The sequence below is a fragment of the Lysobacter sp. TAF61 genome, from assembly GCF_052113485.1.
Classification (GTDB): Bacteria; Pseudomonadota; Gammaproteobacteria; order Xanthomonadales; family Xanthomonadaceae; genus Lysobacter_J.
The window spans coordinates 333,669-355,156 of sequence record NZ_JBFRDH010000001.1 but is presented as its reverse complement, the minus strand read 5'-3'; the positions used below and the strand labels follow the sequence as shown (position 1 = coordinate 355,156).

General features: G+C 64.3%; 24 protein-coding genes and 1 tRNA gene. 2 read left to right on the top strand and 23 right to left on the bottom strand.

Annotated elements, in window-relative coordinates; translation table 11 throughout:
- Window positions 1–126 precede the first annotated feature (126 nt).
- From AB4Y64_RS01605 to AB4Y64_RS01555, 11 genes are all read right to left on the bottom strand, one after another.
- Window positions 127–1,086, bottom strand: a complete 960-nt coding sequence (locus AB4Y64_RS01605) for an SOS response-associated peptidase family protein (RefSeq protein WP_441814708.1) — start codon at window positions 1,084–1,086, stop codon at window positions 127–129.
- Between the two features lie 109 nt (window positions 1,087–1,195).
- On the bottom strand, window positions 1,196–1,876 hold the full coding sequence (locus AB4Y64_RS01600; RefSeq protein ID WP_441815205.1) for a hypothetical protein: 681 nt from the start codon (window positions 1,874–1,876) through the stop codon (window positions 1,196–1,198).
- Window positions 1,877–2,033: 157 nt separating this feature from the next.
- Window positions 2,034–2,303 carry a hypothetical protein gene (locus AB4Y64_RS01595; RefSeq protein WP_441814707.1) on the bottom strand — a complete coding sequence of 90 codons (270 nt, stop codon included), beginning with the start codon at window positions 2,301–2,303 and terminating at the stop codon, window positions 2,034–2,036.
- A gap of 727 nt (window positions 2,304–3,030) precedes the next feature.
- Window positions 3,031–4,008 (bottom strand): alpha/beta fold hydrolase, encoded by a 978-nt coding sequence (locus tag AB4Y64_RS01590; protein ID WP_441814706.1) that lies wholly within the window; start codon window positions 4,006–4,008, stop codon window positions 3,031–3,033.
- Window positions 4,009–4,161: 153 nt separating this feature from the next.
- Window positions 4,162–4,695: a cytochrome P460 family protein gene (locus AB4Y64_RS01585; RefSeq protein WP_441814705.1), complete on the bottom strand. Its 534-nt coding sequence runs from the start codon at window positions 4,693–4,695 to the stop codon at window positions 4,162–4,164.
- 15 nt (window positions 4,696–4,710) lie between these two features.
- A complete protein-coding gene (locus AB4Y64_RS01580; RefSeq protein ID WP_441814704.1) occupies window positions 4,711–5,151 on the bottom strand; it encodes a DUF6130 family protein in 441 nt (146 codons plus the stop codon).
- Between the two features lie 15 nt (window positions 5,152–5,166).
- Window positions 5,167–5,904, bottom strand: coding sequence for a hypothetical protein (locus AB4Y64_RS01575; RefSeq protein ID WP_441814703.1), 738 nt, complete (start codon window positions 5,902–5,904; stop codon window positions 5,167–5,169).
- A gap of 501 nt (window positions 5,905–6,405) precedes the next feature.
- The gene (locus AB4Y64_RS01570; RefSeq protein ID WP_441814702.1) at window positions 6,406–7,098 is read right to left on the bottom strand and encodes a hypothetical protein; all 693 of its coding nucleotides are present in this window, start codon (window positions 7,096–7,098) and stop codon (window positions 6,406–6,408) included.
- 454 nt (window positions 7,099–7,552) lie between these two features.
- Window positions 7,553–8,578 carry a hypothetical protein gene (locus AB4Y64_RS01565; protein ID WP_441814701.1) on the bottom strand — a complete coding sequence of 342 codons (1,026 nt, stop codon included), beginning with the start codon at window positions 8,576–8,578 and terminating at the stop codon, window positions 7,553–7,555.
- Between the two features lie 142 nt (window positions 8,579–8,720).
- Window positions 8,721–9,440, bottom strand: a complete 720-nt coding sequence (locus tag AB4Y64_RS01560) for a recombinase family protein (RefSeq protein WP_441814700.1) — start codon at window positions 9,438–9,440, stop codon at window positions 8,721–8,723.
- 177 nt (window positions 9,441–9,617) lie between these two features.
- A complete protein-coding gene (locus AB4Y64_RS01555; protein ID WP_441814699.1) occupies window positions 9,618–10,172 on the bottom strand; it encodes a hypothetical protein in 555 nt (184 codons plus the stop codon).
- A gap of 572 nt (window positions 10,173–10,744) precedes the next feature.
- On the opposite strand from AB4Y64_RS01555, the gene AB4Y64_RS01550 reads away from it, so the two are divergent.
- Window positions 10,745–10,894: a hypothetical protein gene (locus tag AB4Y64_RS01550; protein WP_441814698.1), complete on the top strand. Its 150-nt coding sequence runs from the start codon at window positions 10,745–10,747 to the stop codon at window positions 10,892–10,894.
- A 69-nt stretch (window positions 10,895–10,963) separates the two neighbouring features.
- Window positions 10,964–11,623: a hypothetical protein gene (locus AB4Y64_RS01545; RefSeq protein ID WP_441814697.1), complete on the top strand. Its 660-nt coding sequence runs from the start codon at window positions 10,964–10,966 to the stop codon at window positions 11,621–11,623.
- A gap of 188 nt (window positions 11,624–11,811) precedes the next feature.
- Here the strand turns inward: AB4Y64_RS01545 and AB4Y64_RS01540 are convergent, their stop codons facing one another.
- The 12 genes from AB4Y64_RS01540 to ccmC form a co-directional block, all read right to left on the bottom strand.
- Complete coding sequence (locus AB4Y64_RS01540) at window positions 11,812–13,221, bottom strand: DUF6538 domain-containing protein (RefSeq protein WP_441814696.1); 1,410 nt, start codon at window positions 13,219–13,221, stop codon at window positions 11,812–11,814.
- A 99-nt stretch (window positions 13,222–13,320) separates the two neighbouring features.
- A tRNA-Leu gene (locus AB4Y64_RS01535) sits at window positions 13,321–13,404 on the bottom strand.
- A gap of 49 nt (window positions 13,405–13,453) precedes the next feature.
- Window positions 13,454–13,906: a DUF2214 family protein gene (locus AB4Y64_RS01530; RefSeq protein ID WP_441814695.1), complete on the bottom strand. Its 453-nt coding sequence runs from the start codon at window positions 13,904–13,906 to the stop codon at window positions 13,454–13,456.
- A 105-nt stretch (window positions 13,907–14,011) separates the two neighbouring features.
- Window positions 14,012–14,608: a cysteine dioxygenase gene (locus AB4Y64_RS01525; RefSeq protein ID WP_441814694.1), complete on the bottom strand. Its 597-nt coding sequence runs from the start codon at window positions 14,606–14,608 to the stop codon at window positions 14,012–14,014.
- A gap of 78 nt (window positions 14,609–14,686) precedes the next feature.
- Entirely contained in the window at window positions 14,687–15,823 is a 1,137-nt protein-coding gene (gene metX / locus AB4Y64_RS01520) for a homoserine O-acetyltransferase MetX (protein ID WP_441814693.1), read from the bottom strand.
- Window positions 15,820–16,824, bottom strand: coding sequence for a tetratricopeptide repeat protein (locus tag AB4Y64_RS01515; protein WP_441814692.1), 1,005 nt, complete (start codon window positions 16,822–16,824; stop codon window positions 15,820–15,822). The genes metX and AB4Y64_RS01515 overlap by 4 nt, the downstream gene beginning before the upstream one ends.
- The gene (locus tag AB4Y64_RS01510) at window positions 16,824–17,246 is read right to left on the bottom strand and encodes a cytochrome c-type biogenesis protein (protein ID WP_441815204.1); all 423 of its coding nucleotides are present in this window, start codon (window positions 17,244–17,246) and stop codon (window positions 16,824–16,826) included. Before AB4Y64_RS01510 ends, AB4Y64_RS01515 begins: the two co-directional genes overlap by 1 nt.
- An 80-nt stretch (window positions 17,247–17,326) precedes the next feature.
- Window positions 17,327–17,902: a DsbE family thiol:disulfide interchange protein gene (locus tag AB4Y64_RS01505; protein WP_441814691.1), complete on the bottom strand. Its 576-nt coding sequence runs from the start codon at window positions 17,900–17,902 to the stop codon at window positions 17,327–17,329.
- Window positions 17,899–19,914 carry a heme lyase CcmF/NrfE family subunit gene (locus tag AB4Y64_RS01500; RefSeq protein ID WP_441814690.1) on the bottom strand — a complete coding sequence of 672 codons (2,016 nt, stop codon included), beginning with the start codon at window positions 19,912–19,914 and terminating at the stop codon, window positions 17,899–17,901. Before AB4Y64_RS01500 ends, AB4Y64_RS01505 begins: the two co-directional genes overlap by 4 nt.
- A 33-nt stretch (window positions 19,915–19,947) precedes the next feature.
- The gene (gene ccmE / locus AB4Y64_RS01495) at window positions 19,948–20,412 is read right to left on the bottom strand and encodes a cytochrome c maturation protein CcmE (RefSeq protein ID WP_441814689.1); all 465 of its coding nucleotides are present in this window, start codon (window positions 20,410–20,412) and stop codon (window positions 19,948–19,950) included.
- 25 nt (window positions 20,413–20,437) lie between these two features.
- Entirely contained in the window at window positions 20,438–20,614 is a 177-nt protein-coding gene (locus tag AB4Y64_RS01490) for a heme exporter protein CcmD (protein ID WP_441814688.1), read from the bottom strand.
- On the bottom strand, window positions 20,611–21,363 hold the full coding sequence (ccmC, locus tag AB4Y64_RS01485) for a heme ABC transporter permease CcmC (protein WP_441814687.1): 753 nt from the start codon (window positions 21,361–21,363) through the stop codon (window positions 20,611–20,613). Before ccmC ends, AB4Y64_RS01490 begins: the two co-directional genes overlap by 4 nt.
- Between the last annotated feature and the right edge of the window lie 125 nt (window positions 21,364–21,488).

The following is a 21,488-nucleotide window of genomic DNA, read 5'->3' as shown; positions in this document are numbered from 1 at the left end:
TTCCGGTAACGATGCCAATGCGCTTGTTAAGACAACGTCAGCGGGCACTGCCAAAGCCTCTGGCCGCCCTCCCGTTCGTCGTGGGCGTTGTCGCAACGCGCCGAAGTCAAAGGACCTCGCGGGCGATCAAGCCGCCAGCCGATGCTCGTAGTAGGGGCGCTCCCGGTCTTCCAGGATCGCGTACATCGCCGCGAGGTCGTTCGGGTCCGGGTTGAGCCAAGCGTCGATGTTGCGCGGCTTGATCGGGATGATGCAGCGGTCGTGGCCGACCGCGGCGATCTCGGCGGGCGGCTCGTCGGTGATGGCGGCAAACGACAGCAACTGGGCCCCGTGCGATCCAGTCCACTTCGACCACAGGCAGGCCACCAGCATGTCCTGCTCCGGCTCAGGGCGGAACTCCAGGACGACGTTCTCGTCCGTCTCGCCAGGTTTCAGCTCGCGGTGCTCGACGGCGTGGCGGCTGACGTTCTCGTAGAACGCGTTGACCACGACGATGCCATGGGAGAAACCGAACAGGTCCTTCCAGAACCCTTCGAGGTTGTCGCGTCTCGCGTTGTAGGTGCCCGGGAATCGCTGGTCGAAGTTGGCCGGCTTGCCCTGCGGCCGGCACTGGTAGCGCATCGGCTTGATCACGAGCGCGCCGTTCTCCCAGACCATGACCGGCGCGTAGTGACCGGGGAAGATGCGCGAATCATCTGCGGCCAGCGCACTGCGGTGCAGGTCGGCCAGCTTGCCGCGTATCCACTCGATCTTGTCGGTGGCAATGCGCTTGTCTTCGAGCGCCTTCCTGGTGGTCTTGTCGAGCAGGATGCGTTCGGCATCGAACAGGCGCTTGCGCTGCTTGAACAGCTCCTGCTCGAAGCGGCCGGTCTGGTCGCGGTCGAACTCGTTGATGAGTTCCTTGATCTCGTGCTGCAGGTCGGTGAGCGGCTCGGCGAACGCAGCGTCCATCGCCTTGGGGATTTTCTGCTTTCCGCTCTGGCCGCGCTCCCAGTACAGGCGGACGAAATCCTGGATGCTGATCGTGGCGCCAAAGACCTTGGCGAACTTGCGGTAGTCGGCCCAGATCTGGGCGGAGTAGCACATGGCCGATGGCCCCCTGTCGCTGTGACCGTCGCCGGAATATACGCCCGGACGCGTGGCGGCGGTGACAGGGGCGGCTACTGGTTATGCGGTGCTGGCACCGGCGCGCCCTTCAATGAGGAGCTGGCGTTGCGTGTGTTCCCTCGTTGCGTTGCGTAGTCCCGCGGCTTTGCGCGAACTCCGGGAAGGTCTCCTCTATCGGCGCTTCATCCGGCAAGATGTAGAACACCCCGCCTCGGGCGAACGTCGGACGGATGACCTGCTCGTAAAACGCGGGCGAGACGTTGATGCAGCCATGAGTGATGCGATTGTCGTCCGGCGAAGGCGATTCGAGGCGTTCGACGCGTTTCTCGGCCGGGACGCCAGTAGCGGTGGGGTGGATGGAGACCGCGGAATCGTAGTCCACCCACAGCACGCGCCCGGCGTCGATTGACGGACCGAAACCGCCCACAAAGCGACCAGCAGGTGTCGTGCGATCCCGGCCCGGAATCTCGCGAAGGGCGAGACCGGCGACGCCGGGGGCCGTATGGTCGCCGATCGCCGAACCAAAGAGCCCGGGTGCCGCGCCGCGAAGCCGGCCGTCGCCACCGAACACCAGTATCTGTGCGGCGGCCTTGTCGATGACCGCGAATGGATAGCCTACGCTGTCCTTGGCTGCGACAACCCAGCCCGCGAGCTCGATCACCGAGCTGGACACTTCTTGGCCTGGTGGAAGCTGGTCGACTTCGGCGGTCGGTTGCGCGGCGACTTCCTCTGCGCTGGCCGCGCCGAAGCTTGCGAACGCCAGCGCCAGCGCCAGCGCGCAATGAATGGCACGGTTCGCAGGATGTTTGCACGTACGGATGGGGCGATTCCTTGGAATGAAGATTGGTGAGGATTAGGAGACCGGTGGCCAGCAAAGGCCACCGGGTCCCGGTTCAGGCCGTTCGTCGCGAATGGTGCAAGAGCGACTAACCGCGCGGCGGGCGGCCCGGCTTCGTTTCGAGCTGCTGGACGCGGCCTTCCAATTGATCCAGCCGTTGGTTGGCCTGCTGCGCGGACTGATTGGCAGATTCGGCGCTCTGGGCCGCGCTCTGCACCTTCGTGTCGAGTTGATCGAGGCGTGAGTTGACTCGCGCAAAGTCGTCGTCATAGGTGGCGCAGGCGGCAAGGCCCAGGGTGGCGACGAGCGCCACGCCGACCGTACGCGCAATCGCTATATGTTGCTTGGTCACAAACATACCAATCCTCCTTCTCTGGGGTGTCGGAAACATAGCGCCTTCTCACCGGAGTCATGGCGCGTCTGCAGTTGACGTTGGAATACGTAGATGGAATGTGAAGATGTGGCAACCAGTGAGTTCCGGCATCAGTCTGCACGAGACTTTAATAATCCGGCCGTTTTGCACCGACTGATCTTCAGAAACTGCTCAGACTCCTCCCCATTCATCGGCAAGGAAACGCCATGGGGCTACGTGCAATCTGCATATCGAGCCGCTGCAATGGACCAACCCTCGCGAACCGCTTGAGCAGTTGTGGGCGCGGCGGAGTGGAACTGCCTTCCAGTCGTGGCCAAGTAGAAACTCGCAGCGGGGTGGATATCCGCTACGGTGGGCACACTCTGGGGATTGTTGGCGCAGAAGTCGTCGTTTGTATTTTTTGTATCAACGACTTGCGGGCATGCCGGAAGTGGGACTCGGACGCACGGATCTATTTGCCAGATAAACAACAGCCAAATCAATGGCTTGCACGTGTCGCGTGCAGGGTAGTTAGGTCACTAGCCGGGAGTGAAGTTAGGTCACTTTGCTGGAGGCGCAACATGCGTACGGCGTCAGTGCATCGCCGAGGTCGCGAGCATGCGGAGGGGGCGCTGGAGCGGCCGGCCGCATCCGATGGACCTACCGCCATGGGCGCCTACGTATTGAACCGAACCGACCGCTTCTGGACGGACGGGCGGTTCGGATATGTCCATTACAGGCGATCTGCATCGACTATTGCTTGTGCGAACGCCCTCGGGTCTTCTTGCGGCGGGTTGTGGCCAATCCCGCCCGTGAGGAGGCGATGCACGTACTTGCCGGTAAAACGCTTCGCATAGGTTTCTGGAAGCGGATGCGGCGCACCATTGGCGTCGCCTTCCAAGGTGACCGTGGGGACGGTGATCGGGGGGAACTGGGCCAGCCGTTGTTCATACACGTCGTACTTGGCCTCGCCTTGCGCCAATCCCAGGCGCCAGCGATAGTTGTGCACCACGATCGCGACGTGATCGGGGTTCTCTAGGGATACGGCGCTACGGTCGAAGGTGGCGTCGTCGAACGCCCACTTCGGCGACGCCAGTTGCCAGATCAACTTGGCGAAATCGTGGCGATACTTTTCATATCCCGCCTGCCCGCGCGCAGTGGCGAAGTAGTATTGGTACCACCACTGCAGCTCCGCTTTCGGTGGGAGCGGCGCCTTAGCGGCCTCTTGGCTCCCGATCAGATATCCGCTTACTGAAACGAGGGCCTTGACTCGTTCGGGCCAAAGCACCGCCACGATGCCTGCGGAGCGCGCGCCCCAGTCGTAACCGGCGAGCGTCGCCTTCTTGATGTTGAGGGCGTCCATCAACGCGATCACATCTGACGCCAACGCCACGGGTTGACCATTGCGTGGCGTGTCGGCAGAAAGAAAGCGTGTCGTTCCGTAGCCGCGCCCGTGAGGCACGATCACACGATAGCCTTCTTCCACCAGCAACGGGATGACCTCCGCGTAGCTGTTGATGTCGTAGGGCCAGCCGTGAAGCAGAATCACGACCGGGCCACTAGCGGGACCGGCATCCACGAAGCCGACGCTCAACACGCCCGCATCCACCTGCTTCAACGCCAAAGGGGGCGATCCCGAATGCCTACTCAGCGATTGATCGACTCCACTTTGGGCGTCCGCGAGCATCGATGCACCTGTCATAACTGCCATAAGCAGCGCCGAAGCAACACGACGTACGTGCCGGCGAGGCTGACCTTGGCCTGCTGGAATGGGCGTTCCCATGAGTGGTCCTATTGTGGCTCGAGTTGTAACGACGCGTGCGCCCGCGGCGCAGAGTGGCGGTTAGCGCGTTTGTCGCCGGAATCAGCGCTTCTGATACGGGTGGAATATGTAGTTCTTGTCTGCCACCTTTACGTGACATGCATGACCGCAGTCTGAAACGCCCGTTGGATCGACAGTCATCGTGTCCGTGGCGGCGGTGTAGTTGAAGAGCGCATACCCCCACCCTCCGCTCTTCGGGAACCGTTTGCTGTCCTTTTCCATGAGGAAGGCTTGCGTGAAGACGTCGGGGACATCCACATCAAACGGGGCGTCGGTGCTCTTCTTTGGCTTCCACTGAAGCTTCGCGATCTTGGCGCCATCGGGGAAGGGCTGACCATTGCCTGGTATGCCGGACTTGTATGCCTTGATCATGATCGGGTTCGCAACGATCACTTTCAGCACATCGGTCTTGGCAGAAGAGACCACGGCCCAGTCTTCGTAACCCTTGAAGTCGGCGAACGCGACTCCGCTAGGTGATACGAGAGCGTACTTATCTTGCGCGCCTACAGCCGCGCCGGTAATGACAATGAGTGCAGCAGCGGCTGTCGCCATCCAGATTTTGGTCTTGCGATTCATGGTGATCCTTTGAGGTCAGCGTCCGGCCGGCTTACCCGGCGAAATGAACTTCACGGTCTGCGAGGTTAGGAGGCCACCTTCTGGATCGACCGCCTCGATAAGCACTTTGTGTTCTCCGCGCGGCAAGTTGACCAGAATGATTGTGTCGCTCTGGCCGTAGTCGGCCCACGCCCACGGGAGGTCGTCGACGGTGATATGCAGGTGGCCTATGCGGGGCGAGACGACCTTCGAATGCGGTCCGCCGACTGGAAGGATTCGCAGATTTTCTACGCGGTATGGGATGTAGGCGACGCCGGTGGCGAGAGGGCCTGGAAGGGGCTGCCCCACAATCAGCTTGACTGCAGCTTCATTCTCTATAGGCACCACTAGCGAGGTTGGGTTCTGTGCGAACGCATTTGCCACGATCAGGAGCCCGGCCGCGGTTCCCGCGAGGGCTGCTTTGGTCAAAGTGTTCATTCCGTACTCCGTGGTTCAGGTCCGTTCGAGCACGACGGACTTCACGTCCATGGTGATAGGCGCAAAACTCTGGTCCGCAACGCCTTTCGCATCGTGCAGGTAGACACGCCTACGAGTGGGAAAGACGAAGCCGTCGAAAGTCTTGTGGTCGTCGCTGTAGTGCGCGACCGGGGGGTTGCCGGTGACGTCTGGTGAATAGTCCATGCGCCTCTGCATGAACGCATCGTCAAAGTAGAAGACCTGTTCGGGGTTGTGGTTGGCATTCGATTCCGGAAACGTCACTGCCAGGCGCCGCCAGGTTTCCTTGCCCTCTGTCCACGGGTCAATCTCCCGGGCGCTAACGCCAGGTCGGGCGAAGACGAACGGCGCTGTCAGGTAGTTCCAGACTGCAGCACTGGTGAAGTAGGCTACCTGGACGGCATCCCACGGAGTTGTCATGGGGTCGAATGGCAACGGGAAGGAGCCGCGGGGGAGCAGACGTTCCTCGATGATTCCGCCATCACTGGCCGTTAGTGCTACACGCTCCGGCTCTACGTCCAGCACCGATGTCTGGCCGGCGGCAGTGAATGGGGTGAACCTGATGTGTTGATGGTGCGGGTCGAGCATGACGGTTTGGTTGGAGTAGACATCGGGCCAACCTCTGGCTGCCCAGAAGGGACCACCCAAGGACAACTCGGCCGTGATCTTTTTGAGCGCGACCCACTCTTCAAGGTCGCCATGAGCATCGAGAACCGCTCTGAGCAGCTTGTCCATCATCGTGTCCTTCAGGGAGATATTCGGAGCCATCTGAAAAATCTGGGCGCAGCAACCCCCGACCACGTGGCGAAATCCACGTGCGCAATCGTCCGAATCGGAAACTTGGGGGAGTGCTAAGCAAACGCGAACGTCGATCAACTGGGGACGGCACGTCCGCAGCAAACGGTTGGGGTTCGTCGAGGTGCGCCTACTCCGTAGACGCCACGGCGTGGATAGACCGAGAGGACAGCGTGATGGTCGGCCTACTGCCTTTTGTGGATTCCGGCGATTCGCCGGCTGCGAGACAATCTCTACTGCTCGCTCTCAATCTTCTACGCCTCGGAGTGACGGGCTGCAAGCCCTCTACGGATGCAGCTGGGAACCCCCGGACTTCGAATGCGGACGGCGCCGATCCCGGCACGGCACCAGCTCCGCATCCCGGCCCGTAGCTCGCGACAAATCTCCAGCGCAGCTGCATCGCGATTCCGGGCTATCGACTGCCTGGCGCGCGCAGCCGCGTCATGGCAATGGGTGTTCCCGAAGTATTTGGGTCAGCTCGCGCTCGTCCGCGAGGGCTTCAAGCTGAAGCTCCCGGATTCGATTCGCGATTGTCAGCAACACTGGGCCTGCCTTGGCGTTGATCGCAGCACCTAGTTCCTCGAGCGTGGTCCCGCTTGGGCGATGGACGCCACGCGACTTTCCCGTGATCCAGTCAGGTGTCTTTTTCTCGAGACGAGCCGTGCGAACGAACACGTTGCCGAGGTAAGCACGGAAGGTCGCTTCGCCATACATCTTCGAGCCTTCGAATGCATGCCACCGCAGTAGGTAGACGGCGAGAGTTCTTTCGAGAAGATCTTCCCCCCGGACGTCTGCCATCGACAGCCGATCTAGGTGGTACTGCAGCTTCGGAGGCGCGCCGGAGGTCTCCTTGGCTACCCGTTCAAGCCATGCAGCGCACGCCCTGGTGGCGGGGGCATCAATAAGACCTCGCTCGTTCAACCCCCACCTGGCTACTGCCCTCCATTCGTTGAAGACCTGCCGTGTTGGCCAGACCGAAACAGGACAGCGTTGGCGACGAAGACGGAGTGCGTGCATCGAGCACATGGAGTGGAAGCTGCGTGGCTGACGCTCGCAGCCGAGGACCGAGCAGCTCTTGGCTGCATAGACATGGGCGCGCGGTGCATCGGGGTAGAACTTGAGGGGAGTAGTCATGGAATCCTTGGGCAGGGTAGGGCCTCCCCCGGGGACGGAGACCTGTAATGGAAGAAGGCAGATGCCCGCATGACTGCCGAGGGCGACAGAAGGGATCGCCCACAGTGGGGTGTGCCAGGCTTAGTTGAATGTGCGTATGGACGGTCGACCCTGCAGGGCAGCGCTCTGGGGGATGTCGCGTCGACCAGCGGCGGTGGTGCATCCCTGCCGTACCCCGCTGGTTACCGCGACGGTCTGCTGAGGGCCGTCCGTCTTAGGTAGGGATCGGTCCGATGAAGTCCCCGTCCTGAAGGAGCACATTGCGCGCTCCTGTGGTCTACCTAGGGGGAAGCTTCAGTGCTTCGCCTTCATCTATAAGAGGTTCAGATTCGGAGAGCTTGCTGCGAAGCAGCTGAGCGAGGAACTATTTCTCTGTCAATAGTCCCCAGTGCGATTGCATTGCCGCTCTACGCTCTCAGGTGGACTCGCCTTCGCTGCAAAACTCCTCGATCTCATCCATCGACATGTGGTCGAAGATGTCGAAGTCCGGGGGTGACGTGGCATTGATTTCCCCGTCTTCCTCCTCGCCCTCATCTTCCAGGCCGGCGTGAACACTGCCGGCACCGCGGTCGTCCATGTCGAACTCAGAGAACGCGGCCTCGTCAAGCGCAAGAAGGAAGGGATGAATCTCGTTGCGAATCTCTAGAGGCTGGTGATTGGTTGACGCTCGCTGACCCTTCTTCCGTGGGCGGCCCGGCTTCCCCTTCACCTTCGCCGTTACCTTATCGGGATCGGGTAGGGCTGAGCGCGACATCCGGAGTTCCGGCGTCGTGCAATGGGCACGCCATCTGGGGTCTCCCGCGTAGTGGTCGGTCCTCTTGGCGATCTCGCTGGCCCGGCGCTGGCGCTGTCGTGGATCGAGCTTGTGCTCATCCACGAAGACTCTTCCATAGGCCCGCTCAAGCAGGCGAGAGCGCTTCTGCGGCGAAAGCTCGGTCGAGTCCTCCTTCTCGAAAATCTCGCGCGCCCGGAGATGGCGCCGATCCCAGAGGCCCTCAAGCTTCGCCTCGTAGGCGGCCGTCAGGAGCACCCCGAGGGGTACCTGCCGCGGTCCTACGGCCTCCCGGTGCCGCACGGAGCGGTCGAAGTACAGGTCTGCAGACTTTGCGTGCTCGGCCAACGTAGCCTTAGCTCTGGGTGGCAGCGAAAGGGCGTGCTCGTCTTGATCCCCAATGCTGGCGAGTTCAGAGCGGGGCAGCACCGTCTGTAGTGCCGCATTGGAGCACTTCTTCTCCTTCGCAGCGCGCGAGACGTACTTCTCGACCTCTGATGTGGCAGGGCCGAGACCCGCGTAGTGCCGGAGCGTGGCATCGCTGAAGTAGCCGAAGCGAACTTGCCCAAGCGCATCGGCACCGTAGTTGTTCGGACGTGGTTCGACCGTCCCGGCCGCCGCCTGCTCACGGACTGTGGTTTCAAGGCGGGCGCGGGCCTGCTTGCCCAAGGCGCCTGTAGCCTGGAAGTCAGCCTCAGGCTTGCACAAGGCTGCCGCTCGGGCTTGGGGAAGGCCCCACCCGCGTAGGCGGACGTAGGCAGTTTCGGTGATCGTACTGGTGCGGGAGGACATTGGAAGGAGCGAGGGCAGGTCAGCGTGGCGCAGTGTCCAACGATGCGAGTCGATCACGTACGGACTTTACCGACGCAGCGTACCAGCGTCCCCCCGCTCGCGTCAGGATGCCTCGCTCGTTGAGGGCGGCGGCTTGCTTCGCCATCGAGAGCCCCTCCAGAGGCAGGAGGTAGGGGCGCACCGTCAGGGCGAAAGCCTCTGCTTTCGCGATCTGGGCCGAGTTCGAGGCGAGGTTGCCCTTGCTGGCGCGACGCAGTGCTGCTGCTCCGTTCGGATTGCCCAGTCGCCGGCCCCCTCCGTCCGCCGCATTCAGGGCCGCGAGCGCTTCACGCTTCGCCGCGAGCGCTGCCACGGTGCGCGCCTTGATCTTCTGACGTTCCTCCTTCGACACGGCTGCCTTGATCGCTCTCACGAGGTCCGAGTCATGGAGTCCGTCCGCACCTGCGAACTCAACACCAGACTTCTCAAGTGCTGCCAGGATCGCGTGCCCCTCACCGAACCGATCGAGCCGCGCAGCAATCAGCGTCGCCCGCGTGAGCTTCGCGAAGGCCATGGCGCGCCCGAGAGCGGGGCGGTTGGCATCGCCGCGGCTACCGATCTCCTCGAAGGAGTCCAGAAGAATCCCTCCGGTAGCAGCAACGGCCGCTTCGCAGGCTGATCTCTGAGCCTCAAGGCCGAGGCCAGATTGACCCTGCGCAGCGGTGGACACGCGGAAGTAGGCGACGAAGCGTGGAGGCATTTACGAACCGGCGCAATGGACGTTAGGCCGGATCATATACCCAACCCCGCCATGTCGCGCTCCGAACGTCAGGCAGAAGGAGGCACGTAGTGGGGTACCCCCCCGGGGGGAAATGCACGGATGGGTTCTGTTGAACCGCCCGGACAAATTTTCGCCGGAAACGGCGGCGGCTCGTAGCTACTCCGGCCGATTGTCGCGACCGCGCGGGATACCAGCGAATCCTCGCACTATCCAACCGATGGCCCACACGCAGGCCCAAAAGATCGCAAGGCCAACAGCCAGGCCGATGAGCGAATCGGTCCATCGCGCTCGTTTCAGTGTCGATGCTTCGGAGTCGATCTCTGCCGCGTCGGCGGCGGTGAGCCGGAACCGCTGCTCGAGGGCAAGCTTGTAGGCATCTGCCTTGTCGTCGTACCGATCAACGACGCTGATGCGCTTATCGGTCTTCGTCACGGCGAACATGCGCTGCCCGTAATCACCGTAGGGCATCGTCGGGATGCAAAGCCGAATAGACGGCTCAACTCCGTCGGGCGTAACGGCGTTGGCATACACGGTCACATCGTCGAGGTCGCATGATTCCGTTTTCACGAACGGCGCATCGGGGGAGTCGGCCACGTAGCTTCGAGTGACGTAAGGCTCGAACACGACAGCCAGCCCCACGACGATCAGTGTGGCAACGATGGATAGCAACAGCGCGATTCGTCGCGCCCCTTCGAACACGTTGATCTTCACGAGGTGCCCCTTAGTCCGTCGCATCAGCGACTCCCCCTGGGCGAGTCTGGTTGAATCGCCGGCGTCGTCAAGCCCGGTCTTCACGTCCCCTTGATTTCGCTCGAGATCGCCCCCACAGCCACATGACGGCCGCAGGCGCAAGCCGGAGCTTGGCGGGGGATTGATCAGTGCGCCGAAAGTTATCCACAGGAAAAACACAATATTTCGTGGTGTCTCATCAGCTGAGACGCAACATCTTGTGTGTCAAGGCTTGCAGGCGATACTGAACGAGCTATACTGGTGACACGGACTGTTCCAAAAAGAAAGCCCCGCATTGGCGTGCGGGGCTTCTCGGAACTCACAGCGATAGGAGGTGGAGCCGAACTCGAAGGGAAATCTCAGCCGCAACGGGCCGGTGGATCGCCTTCTACAGCTGCTGTCTTGGCAGACGCGGAAGTATAGGCGCAGTTCCTTACGTTCGCAAAGCAACCGCGAAGGTCATCCACTCTGGCATCCCTCCTACCCGGACGCGTCGCGCATGACGCACGACGGGGGTTCGTTGCGGCTTCATCGACAACGCACTGGTGACAGCCATGACTGTGAAGAAGACCACTCTCTACCGTAGCGCGAAGTCGGGCGAGTTCATAACTCGCGCCTTCGCCGAGCGCCATCCGTCGACCACGGTGAAAGAACGCATCGTCGTTCCGAAGCCGTCGGCGACGAAGCCTCGTCGCGGGAAGTGAGCAAGCCCGGGGTGGCCGATAGTCCACCTCTCCCCTTGATCGTTAGTTGCACAAGGAAGACTGCCCCGTATGACCGCCGTCCTTAAGTTCACTCCCCCGATCTCCAAGCCCCGTCTCTCCGACCGTACGGCCGCCCAGTTCATGCGGCTGCCCGCGCTCGACCAGATGCGGATTCTTCACGACCAGAAGTACCCCAAACAGGCCCCGCAGGTCTTCAGGCAACCCTTCTATCAGGTTGCTCGACATGGCATCCGCGAGATCCTCGAGCACGGCGCAGAGGGCCTCCACGCGGCGCGCGGGCAGCTGCAGGGCATCGGTCATGCGCCGCGTCGAATGCATTGCATGCGTGTGATCGAGACGTTCTGGTCATCCGAACACTCCAAGCGTGGTCTCCGCCTGGGTATCCAGAAGCGATTCCGTGCCGAGCTTGGAGGCGTGGAGTTGCGCCTGTCGCCGGACCTCTTCGCTTACGAGGGTGATGAGGAACGCTTCATCTACTTCAACTTCAAGGCGGAGCAGCTCGATCCGGAGGTCGCGCGTATGACGCTTGAGATTGCCCACTGGCTTCTGGAGCAGAACGGAGTCGAGGTCAAGCCTCAGCAGCTCGAGTTCATCGACCTCTTCACTGGCGTGTTGCACCCTGGGAAGAAGAGGCGTGCACGGACCATCAAGTTGCTCACCGACAACGCCAAGCTGATCGAGAGCATGTGGCCTACGATCGACCCCTGACGCGGGGGCGCTTCACGCGCAGCGCCCCTCGTCAGAGGGGGGTGCGCTTCGCGGAACGTCTTGCTTGGCTTCCTTGAGGTTGCCACAGGCGTTCATCAGGTGCCCGAACGGGGGAGGGCGCGGCGGCTGGCATGTCTCATTGCAGGTGCCGTTGATGTTCCTGTGAACTCTGGCAGAGCAGGTGCTCGCTACGGATGACGCTTCAATCTGCGCTTGGGTGGCAGAACGAACATGAAATCGTCAGCGCGCTCGGTCAGGAGCGCCTCGACTTTGCTCCCGTAGGTCACATGATCGAGGGCAGTGCGGCGAACTTCCAGGGTCTCGGGGTCGAGGTAGTGAGCTTCCTCGACGGTTTGCCTTCCCTTGTGGCCAACGATCTGATTCCGCAGCAGCGTTTCGACGCCCGCTCGCTTCATCTGGGTGATGACGGTGCGGCGGAAGGAGTAGAGATCCAAGTCCTCGGACAGGTGCACGTCATCCTTGATCCGGTTGACGTGCTTGGAGATCGTTACCGAACGCTTTCCGTCCACGCCGGAAGCCTCAAGGCCGGGAACCAGCCACCCGTTTGTGGATGTCTCAAGTAGACGCTTCACGATCGGCTGCAGAGTGGGATGCACCGGCACAACGCGCCCGGTGCCAGCCTTGCTCTTCGACTTGACTACGGTGAACGACCAGCGGTTACGGTCCACATGCTCGCAGCGGAGCGCGGCTGCTTCGTTGTTGCGCATGCCGGTGAAGGCCATGATCGCGACGAACGGCCATGCGTTGTCTGTTGGCGGGATCGCCTGAAGTAGCTGATGGACTTCCTCAGGTTTCCAACTCCGTCGGTTCAGCGCCTTGCGACCCGCTGTCGTGTCTTGCACGAGCCGTCCGACGTTGGTGAAGGGATTAGTGTCGGCCTGTCCTCGCAGTTCGGCTGCGATGAAGAAGCCCTCGATTACCTGCAGCGCGCGTAGCTTCGTCTTCCGCGTGACCTCCCACGGCGTCAACACCCTGTCCACGAACTCGACTGCCTTCTGGCGGGTCACATCGACGAGCCGAGCGTCACTGCCGACGAAGTCGCGCAGCATGCTGAGGTAGCGGGTCTTGTCCTGCAGGTCTCCGCGGGTGATCTTCTTGGCGCCCTCAAGTTCCAGCCAACGCGAGACCGCCACGTCCAAGAGCGCCGCTTCGCTTCCACCTAGAATGGTGTGCGCGCGACGTACCTGAGACAGTTCTGCGGGCGGCAGGATGGGGTCGCCCTCCGCATCCTTGGGGAGCGCCTTCCCACGCCGGGTCAGGAAGCCTTCGAAGGTGGCGTCGAAGTCGATCTCTGCCTGATCGCGATCGACGGTGCCTGCACTGATGCCAGCAGCCAGCCGGCGAGCGTAAGCCTCAAGGTCCGCGGCTTCCCACCGAGGCTCGGGCTTGCCAGCACTCGCGATCTGTCCGTGGAACTCTGCAATGACGCTATGGCGCCCCCGGTGCGCAGTCTTCTCGCACCCGGTTCGTAGTGAGCGTTGAAGAGTCTTGGCGCCGATGACGGCTTGAGCATGCTTCGGCACTGGCACTTGAACGTACCAGGTGGAGCCGCGTTTCTTGAGATACGAAGGGGGCACGTTAGGTCACTTGCTGGGTCATCAGCTAGGCCATCGTGCCCACTGAAAGCCTTGATTTCAAGGCCTTCAAGGGGTTGCGACCTCTGGAAGGCCGCGGCATGCCGGAAGTGGGACTCGAACCCACACACTTTTAACGGTGGCGGATTTTGAGTCCGCTGCGTCTACCGATTCCGCCATTCCGGCGCGGCCGCGCAGTATAGCCGACGTCGCGCTCCGGTAGCAGGGGGCCGGCTCAGAGCCCGCCGTAGCGGGCCATGGCGGCGGCAAACACGAAGATCGCCGCGATCAGGATCAGCTCGAAGCGGACGATGCCGCGCAGCTTGCCGACCTCCGCGGCGTCCGGGAGGAACGACGGGTTGGCGGCCAGGGCCTTGCGCCAGCGCAGGAGGCGGACCGTCGGCAGGATCGACAGCAGGCCGACCAGCACGAAGGCGGTCATCTTGGCGTGGAACCAGGGGTTGTGCAGATAGAAGTCGTAGCCCTTGATGCCGAAGGTGATGCGGCAGATGCCAACCACGATCAGCAACATCGCGCAGATGCCGTAGCCCCGGTCGAGGCCGGCCAGTCGCTGCAGGGTCGTGCGGTCGACGCCTCCGCGCAGCAGCACCGATTCGCCGACGAGCATCGCGATCAGGGCATAGACCAGCAGGTGGTGCAGGGAGGCGAGGGCGAAGTCGGTCTGCATCGGGGGAGGCTCCGGCGGAAAGCGCTCACCCTAGGGGGTTTCAACCTGCAATGTAGTGCCAGAGGTCAGGTTGTGGGCGGCCGCGGGCGGGGAGGGGCCCAGGACTTATGCCGCTTCGTCGGTCTGCAGCGTCTTGGCGACGCGCGCGAACCATTCGCCTTCGTTCGGGACGAACATCGAGCACGCTTCCATCGGCGCCTTGTAGATGTGCAGCGAAACGGCGACCGACTCGCGGCTGGCGTTGCGGATGGTGTGGTACTCGTGCGGCGGGATCAGGCTGCCGGCGCTGCCGGGACCGGCGTGCATGCCGCCGGCGGCGCGGAACCGGAAATTCTCACCGTCGCGCTCGAGCAGTTCGTACTGGGTGATCTCCAGTTCGCCGTCCCAGACGCCTTCCACGCACCACAGGCCACAGTGGTCATGCACCGGCGTGCCCTGGCCGGGACCCCAGGTCATGGCGACGACGCTGTAGCCCAGGCGCGGGCTGCGGTAGATCTCGCGGCGCGCGTAGTGGTCGTCGATCGCGTCGTGCACGCACGAAGGCAACTGCACGTCGCGGTCGCGGATCATGCCGCACAGGGTCGTGCGCAGCGCCGCGGTGACGGCGTGCTCATCGCCCGCCACCACGGCAGCATCGATGGCGGCGACCAGCTTGTCGTGGCCGGGGAAATCGAGGTCGGGCAGTGCGTCGGTGATCGTCATGGCGCAATTCTATCGCGCGCCCGGCGCAGCGAATCTTGCGCCGCATCAATCTACGGCGGTACGGGCGCGCTGCGGCGTTCAGCCAAGCCCGTTCAGGAAGTCGGCGACGGCCGGTCCGAAACGCGCGATGTCCACCAGGAACGCGTCATGGCCCTGTGGCGACGGCAGCGGCAGGAACCGCGAGTCGGCGCCGCCGGCGCGCAGGCCTTCGGCGATCTCTTCCTGTTGCTGCAGGGGGAACAGGATGTCGGTGTGGACACCTATCGCCAGCGCCTTCTCCACGCGCAGGCTGGCCAGCCCGGTGCGGGTGTCGGCATCGCCGTTGCCGTGGCGGTCGGGGCAGTACTCGCCCAGATCGAACCAGTCCATCGAGCGGCTGAGGTAGAGGTAGCAGTTGGGGTCGAAACGCCGCACGAAACGGCGGGCGTGGCCTTCCAGGTAGCTTTCGACCTCGAACTCCAGGCCGAACGGCTCGTCGTCGCTGCGATCGGAGTCCAGCCGCACGCGGCCGAAGCGGCCGTCCCACTCCAGCGCGGAGCGGTAGGTGATCACGCCGAGCTTGCGCGCCATGCGCATGCCCGCTTCCGGGTAGCGCTCGTCGTCGTACTGGCCATGGTTCCAGTTCGGGTCCAGGCGGATGGCTTCGCGTTGCAGCGAGCGGATCGCGATGGAGAACGGCAGCGCCTTGGCCGCGCCGGAGATGTTGATGTGGCTGCGCGCCAGGCCAGGATGCAGGTGCAGGAACGCCAGCGCGGTCATGCCGCCCATCGAGTTACCGATGATGCAGGCGAGGTTGTCGATGCCCAGCTCGCGCACGACATGCGCGGCGGCGTGCGCGCCGTCCTCGACCGACAGGTCGGGAAACGCGAGCCGATAGGGCGCGCCGGTGTCGGGGTTGATCGATGCCGGGCCGGTCGAGCCTTTGCAACTGCCCAGCGAATTGACGCAGATGACGAACCAGCGATCGCTGTCGATCGGCTTGCCCGGGCCGAGCATCTGTTCCCACCAGCCCGGTTCGGCGTTGCCTCCGTTGCTGGCCGCGTGGGCATCGGGCGACAGGCCGGTGACGATCAGCACGGCGTTGTCGCGGGCGGCATTGAGCGTGCCCCAGGTTTCGTAGGCGACGCGGGCATGGTTGAGTGCACCGCCACGCTTCATCGGAAACGGCGTGGGCAGGTCGAACCAGCGGGTACCGGGCGGGATGAATTCCGTCATGGGCGAACCTGGTCGATCAGCAGTTCGATCGTGCCCGCATCCTTGCCGGCAGGCTTGGCGACGGCTTCGAAGTCGCCCGCCTGCGGAATCGCGTTGCCGCTGGCCGAGACGCGCGCCAGCACTTCGACGCGATCAAGCTGCGAAAGCTTCATCGTCGGCATCGGGCTGTCGCCGTCGTCGAGCGTGACCTCGACCGGGAACTTCGCCGCCGCCAGCTTTTCCACCGCAACCGGCATCGGCGGGCCGCCGGGCTGGCGCGCGATGACGAACAGGCTCGCGTTGGCCGGCAGTTTCGCCAGCAATGCCGGCGCCAGCGCCACCTTCACCTTGAGGCCGGCGCTGGCGGTCTGCGCCGAAGCGGCGGCAGGCGGCAACGGCGGCAGGCCGGCTTCACCGCGGGCGGCGTTGATCTGCTCGCGCAGGCTCTCGCCGGTGCGTCCGTCGACCAGGGCCAGCAACGGCTCCCAGGTGCGGGCCGCTTCCGCCGGTTGCTTGGCCTGGCGCTGGGCGATGCCGAGGAACCAGCGTGCGCGCTGGTGCATGGGCTGTTGTTGCAGCGCATGTTGCAGCATCGCCACGCCCTCGGCATCGAACTGTCGACCCAGTGCGGCGATCGCGCGCATTTCGGCGGCTTCGGCCAGCAGGTCGGGGTCGTCGGGCATCAGCTTGAGCGCGCGCATCAGCGCGTCGCGTGCCTTCACCGGTTCGCCTTCGGCGACGTGGGCGCGGGCCAGCAGGCGCCAGCCTTCGACCTGGTTGGGGTCGCGCTTGAGCTCGGCCTGCAGCTGGGTGATGGCGTCACCGAGCGTTTCGGGCGCGCGACGCTGCGCCACGTCCAGCGCGGCCGGCGTGCCGATGGCGAAATAGACCAGTCCGGTGGCCAGCGACAGGCCGGCAATCACCGCGAATCCGGCGATCGGTCGCGCCTGCCACAGGGGGCGAAGCACATAGGCCAGCACCAGCACGGCCAGCACGAGGCCGGCAATCACGAAACCGACCATTACCACTCCTGCTCTTCGTTGCCGTCGTTGCCTGTGGGCGGGGTTGGCGCCTGGCGGCGCTTGCGCACCGCGCCGGCCACGACCACGCCGCCGGCCAGCAGCACCAGCGCCGGGCCGAACCACAGCAACCATGTCTTGGATTCAACCTGCGGCCGGTAGAGCACGAACTCGCCGTAGCGGTCGACCAGGAACTGCTTGATCTGGTGGTCGTCCTTGCCCTGTCGCATCAGTTCCAGCACTTCGCGGCGCAGGTCGACGGCGATCTGCGCGTTGGAATCGGCCAGCGACTGGTTCTGGCACATCACGCAGCGCAGTTCGCTGACGAGCGCGTGGAAACGCTGCTCTTCCGTCGCGGACTGGAACTTGAGCGGGGCAGGGTCGGTGGCGGGCTGGGCGAATGCGCTGAAGGAGGAGAGCACCAGCGCGACGCACAGCAGCAGCGCGAGCTTAAAGTTCCCGCCATTGCCGCGAATGACGGCACGCTGCTGATCGCGCGTTCTGCTCATCGCGCGCCCTTTTCGATCTCGGCCAGCTTCGGCAGCAGCTCGTCGCGGATCACCTCATCGGTCAGCGGGCCGACGTACTTCCAGCGCACGATGCCCTTGCCGTCGACCAGGAACGTTTCCGGTGCGCCATAGATGCCCCAGTCAATGGCAACCTTGCCGTCGTAGTCGACCAGGACCATGAAATACGGATTGCCGAACTGCTCCAGCCAGCGCATCGCGTCGGCGTGTTCGTCTTTCCAGTTGAAGCCGATCACGCGCAGGCGCTTGCTTTCGGCGAAGCGCGTCAGCACCGGGTGCTCTTCGCGGCAGGCCGGGCACCAGCTGCCCCAGACATTGAGCAGGTACGGGGAACCGCGCAGTTCTTCCGACGACACGGCGCGGCCGGCTTCGTGCAGCACCGGCAGGCGGAAGGCGGGCGCGGGCTTGCCGATCAGCGGCGACGGCAGCGCCTCGCGGTTCGGGTTGCGGCTGAGCATGACACCTGCAAAGAGCAGTACGCCCAGCGCGGCGACGATCAGCAACGGCACCCAGCGCATCGTGGACCTGCGTGGCTGCGGTGACGGTTCGCTCATCGTGCGGGCTCCGGACTCGGGTGGGCGACGGTTGCAGCGGCGACCGCCGGATTTCCCGCAGCCGGGCGTGCGACGGCCGGATCAGTCGCGGTGCTGGTCCGGCGGAAACGCCTGTCCGTCGCCGTCACCAGGCCGCCGAGCATCATCAGCAGCGCGCCCGCCCAGATCCAGCGGACAAACGGCTTGACGTGCACGCGCACGGCCCAGGCGCCGTCGCCCAGCGGCTCGCCCAGCGCGACATAGAGATCGCGGGTGACGCCGTTGTCGATGGCCGCTTCGGTCATGACCTGGCCGCCGCTGGCGTACGTGCGCTTCTCCGGGTGCATCACGGTCAGCTGGCGCTGGTTCGCGAAGACGGTGACCGTGCCGCGGTCGGCTTCGTAGTTCGGGCCCTGCGAATGGGCGACGCCGTCGAAGCGGAACGCGTAGCGACCCAGCTCCACGGTCTGCCCCGGTGCGACGGCGAGTTCGCGCTGCTGGCTCAGCCCTTCGACCAGCAGGGCGCCGATCAGGAACACGGCGACGCCGAAGTGGGCCAGGGTCATGCCGAGCATCTCGGCGGTGAAGCGCGAGCCGCTGCCCTGGCTGCGCAGGCGCGTGACGACGAAACGGATCGTGCCGAACAGCACCCATGCCGCGCCGAACACGCCGGCAGCCACCTTCCACGGACCCTGCGGTGCGAAGAAGTAGGCGATCACGCCCAGCACCAGCGCCAACGCCGCCCACGGCAGCAGCATCGCCAGCGGCCTGGACACCTGCTCACGCTGCCAGCGCGTGACCGGACCAAACGGCAGCAGCGCCACCAGCGGCGCCATCAGCAGCGTGAACATCAGCGCAAAGTAGGGCGGGCCCACCGAAATCTTGCCCAGTTCCAGCGCATCGGCAAGCAGCGGATACAAGGTGCCGAGCAACACCATCGCGCAGGCGGTGGTCAGCAGCAGGTTGTTGGCCAGCAGCAACGTCTCGCGCGAATTGACCTCGAAGGGTTTGCTGCCGCCGTCTTCGGCCGAGGGCGCGCGCAGTGCATACAGCACCAGCGAGCCGCCGATGACGATGCCGAGGAATATCAGGATGAACAAGCCGCGCGCCGGATCGGCCGCGAACGCGTGCACGCTGGTCACCACGCCCGAACGCACCAGGAAGGTGCCCAGCAGCGACAGCGAGAACGTGGCGATGGCCAGCAGCAGCGTCCAGCCACGGAAGTTGCCGCGCTTCTCGGTCACCGCCTGCGAGTGCAGCAACGCAGCGCCGGCGAGCCACGGCATGAAGCTGGCGTTCTCGACCGGATCCCAGAACCACCAGCCACCCCAGCCAAGCTCGTAATAGGCCCACCACGAACCCAGCGCGATGCCGAAGGTCAGAAAGGCCCAGGCGACATTGGTCCACGGCCGCGTCCAGCGCAGCCAGCGTGCGTCGATGCGGCCGTCGAGCAGGGCCGCGATCGCGAACGCGAACGGCACCGCGAACCCCACGTAGCCCAGATACAGCATGGGCGGGTGGATGATCATGCCCGGGTCCTGCAGCAGCGGGTTGAGGTCGCGGCCTTCGGCGGCGGCAGGCAACAGGCGCTGGAACGGGTTGCTGGTGAAGATCAGGAAGGCGAGGAAGCCGGTGCTGACCAGGCCCATCACGCCGAGCACGCGCGCGATGACCTGCTCGGGCAATGCCTTGGAGAACAGCGCGACCGCGCCGGTCCACAACGCCAGGATCAGTGCCCACAACAGCAGCGAACCCTCGTGCGCGCCCCACACCGCGGTGTAGCGGTACATCAACGGCAGCAGCGAGTTGCTGTTCTCGGCGACGTAGAGCAGCGAGAAGTCCTGGGTGACGAAGGCGTGGCTGAGGATGACGAAGGCGATGGCGATGAGTACCAGCTGCGCGTACGCGGCCGGGCGCGCCACCGCCATCCAGCTGCCGATGCCGCGCTGCGCGCCGGCCAGCGGCAGTGCCGCCTGCAGCAGCGACACCAGCAGGGCGAGGATCAGGGTGATCTGGCCGATTTCAGCGAGCATGGCGTGCCCTCACCCGGCAATGCAGTGTCGTCGTCATTGCGCCGAACCTGCCGCAGGCGGCGGCACGTCGTGCTTCTTGTGCGCCATGCCCATCTTGTCGGCGACTTCCTTGGGCATGTAGGTCTCGTCGTGCTTGGCGAGGATCTGCTCGGCGACGAAGGTGTCGCCGCGCATGCGGCCGGTGGCGACCACGGCCTGCTTCTCGCGGAACAGGTCGGGCAGGATGCCGGTATAGACCACCGGCATCAGCGCGTCCCCATCGCTGACCTTGAAGTGCGCTTCCAGCGAACCGGGTGCGCGCGTGAAGGAATCGGCCGCGACCATGCCGCCAAGACGGAACCGCGCCTGCCCGCCGGCTTCGCCGCGAAGCACTTCGCTGGGCGTGTACAGGTAGGCGATGTTGCGCTGCAGGGCCATGGCCACCAGCGTGGCGGCGAGGCCTGCGGCCACGACCAGCGCGATGACCCAAAGCAGGCGGCGGCGACGTACAGGGTTCATGGATACGCTCTCATCGAACAGGCACTCATCGAATCAGTTCATTGGTCGCGCTGCCCTTGCCAGGGCGCGCGGCTTCGCGTTCGGCACGCAGGCGCGCGCCACGCAGTTCGCGGCGGATCTGCAGGTGCGTGGCGACGAAGTCCCAGCCCAGCACGATCACGAACACCGCGTAGGCGGCAATCACGTAGTTCAGGTAGCTCATCGCGCCTTCCCCCGGGCCAGTTCGGCGACCCAGCCCTTGCCGCTTTCGCGACGCAGGTTGTCGGCGCGGGCGCGCGTGAGCAGCGCACCGACGAACCACAGCTTGGTGCCCACGATCATCCAGATCAGCGGCGCGTACATGCTCGAGTCCATCTTGGACTGGCCGAAGATGCTGATGGTCTGGCCCTGGTGCAGCGAGTTCCACCACACCACCGAGTAGCGGATCACCGGCAGCAGCACCACGCCGACGATCGCCAGCAGGCCGGCGGCGCGCGCAGCGGCGCGGCGGTCGTCGATGGCGTTGTACAGGCCGATCACGCCCAGATACAGGAACAGCAGGATCAGTTCGGTGGTCAGGCGCGGGTCCCAGTCCCACCACGTGCCCCACATCGGCTTGCCCCAGATCGAACCGGTCAACAGCGTGATCAGGGTGAAGGCGGCGCCGATCGGCGCGCAGGCCATCGCCAGGACCTCGCACAGCTTGATCCGCCAGATCAGCGCGATCGCCGCGTAGATGGCCATGAGTCCAAACACGGCCATGCTCATCCAGGCGCTGGGCACGTGGATGTAGAGGATGCGGAAGCTGTCGCCCTGCTGGTAATCGGCCGGCACCTGGAACAGCGCGCCGTACAGGCCCCAGGCCATGACCAGCAGTCCCAGGCCGTAGCCCCAGGGTGCCCAGCGCGCGGCGAAGCGGTCGAAGTAGGGCGGTGAACCGAGTTTGTGGAACCAGCGGACGATCGGATTCATCGTGTTCTCGGCCTGCTTGCGGACCGCGGTCCGGTTGCTGGCGTGGGGGAGCAGTGGTTGCGGCGATGGTTGCGGCAGTGGGTCGCGGCGGACATTAAAGGACGGGGCCGGGGCGCGGCATTTGA

Coding starts and splice junctions, on each gene's coding strand:
- AB4Y64_RS01595 (WP_441814707.1), bottom strand. CDS start 2,303: ATGTTTGTGACCAAGCAACATATAGCGATTGCGCGTACGGTCGGCGTG.
- AB4Y64_RS01575 (WP_441814703.1), bottom strand. CDS start 5,904: ATGGACAAGCTGCTCAGAGCGGTTCTCGATGCTCATGGCGACCTTGAA.
- metX (WP_441814693.1), bottom strand. CDS start 15,823: ATGACGGAATTCATCCCGCCCGGTACCCGCTGGTTCGACCTGCCCACG.
- ccmE (WP_441814689.1), bottom strand. CDS start 20,412: ATGAACCCTGTACGTCGCCGCCGCCTGCTTTGGGTCATCGCGCTGGTC.
- AB4Y64_RS01580 (WP_441814704.1), bottom strand. CDS start 5,151: ATGAACACTTTGACCAAAGCAGCCCTCGCGGGAACCGCGGCCGGGCTC.
- AB4Y64_RS01530 (WP_441814695.1), bottom strand. CDS start 13,906: ATGCAGACCGACTTCGCCCTCGCCTCCCTGCACCACCTGCTGGTCTAT.
- AB4Y64_RS01525 (WP_441814694.1), bottom strand. CDS start 14,608: ATGACGATCACCGACGCACTGCCCGACCTCGATTTCCCCGGCCACGAC.
- AB4Y64_RS01500 (WP_441814690.1), bottom strand. CDS start 19,914: ATGCTCGCTGAAATCGGCCAGATCACCCTGATCCTCGCCCTGCTGGTG.
- AB4Y64_RS01490 (WP_441814688.1), bottom strand. CDS start 20,614: ATGAGCTACCTGAACTACGTGATTGCCGCCTACGCGGTGTTCGTGATC.
- ccmC (WP_441814687.1), bottom strand. CDS start 21,363: ATGAATCCGATCGTCCGCTGGTTCCACAAACTCGGTTCACCGCCCTAC.
- AB4Y64_RS01590 (WP_441814706.1), bottom strand. CDS start 4,008: ATGGCAGTTATGACAGGTGCATCGATGCTCGCGGACGCCCAAAGTGGA.
- AB4Y64_RS01570 (WP_441814702.1), bottom strand. CDS start 7,098: ATGACTACTCCCCTCAAGTTCTACCCCGATGCACCGCGCGCCCATGTC.
- AB4Y64_RS01550 (WP_441814698.1), top strand. CDS start 10,745: ATGACTGTGAAGAAGACCACTCTCTACCGTAGCGCGAAGTCGGGCGAG.
- AB4Y64_RS01515 (WP_441814692.1), bottom strand. CDS start 16,824: ATGGTCGGTTTCGTGATTGCCGGCCTCGTGCTGGCCGTGCTGGTGCTG.
- AB4Y64_RS01605 (WP_441814708.1), bottom strand. CDS start 1,086: ATGTGCTACTCCGCCCAGATCTGGGCCGACTACCGCAAGTTCGCCAAG.
- AB4Y64_RS01560 (WP_441814700.1), bottom strand. CDS start 9,440: ATGCCTCCACGCTTCGTCGCCTACTTCCGCGTGTCCACCGCTGCGCAG.
- AB4Y64_RS01545 (WP_441814697.1), top strand. CDS start 10,964: ATGACCGCCGTCCTTAAGTTCACTCCCCCGATCTCCAAGCCCCGTCTC.
- AB4Y64_RS01585 (WP_441814705.1), bottom strand. CDS start 4,695: ATGAATCGCAAGACCAAAATCTGGATGGCGACAGCCGCTGCTGCACTC.
- AB4Y64_RS01505 (WP_441814691.1), bottom strand. CDS start 17,902: ATGAGCGAACCGTCACCGCAGCCACGCAGGTCCACGATGCGCTGGGTG.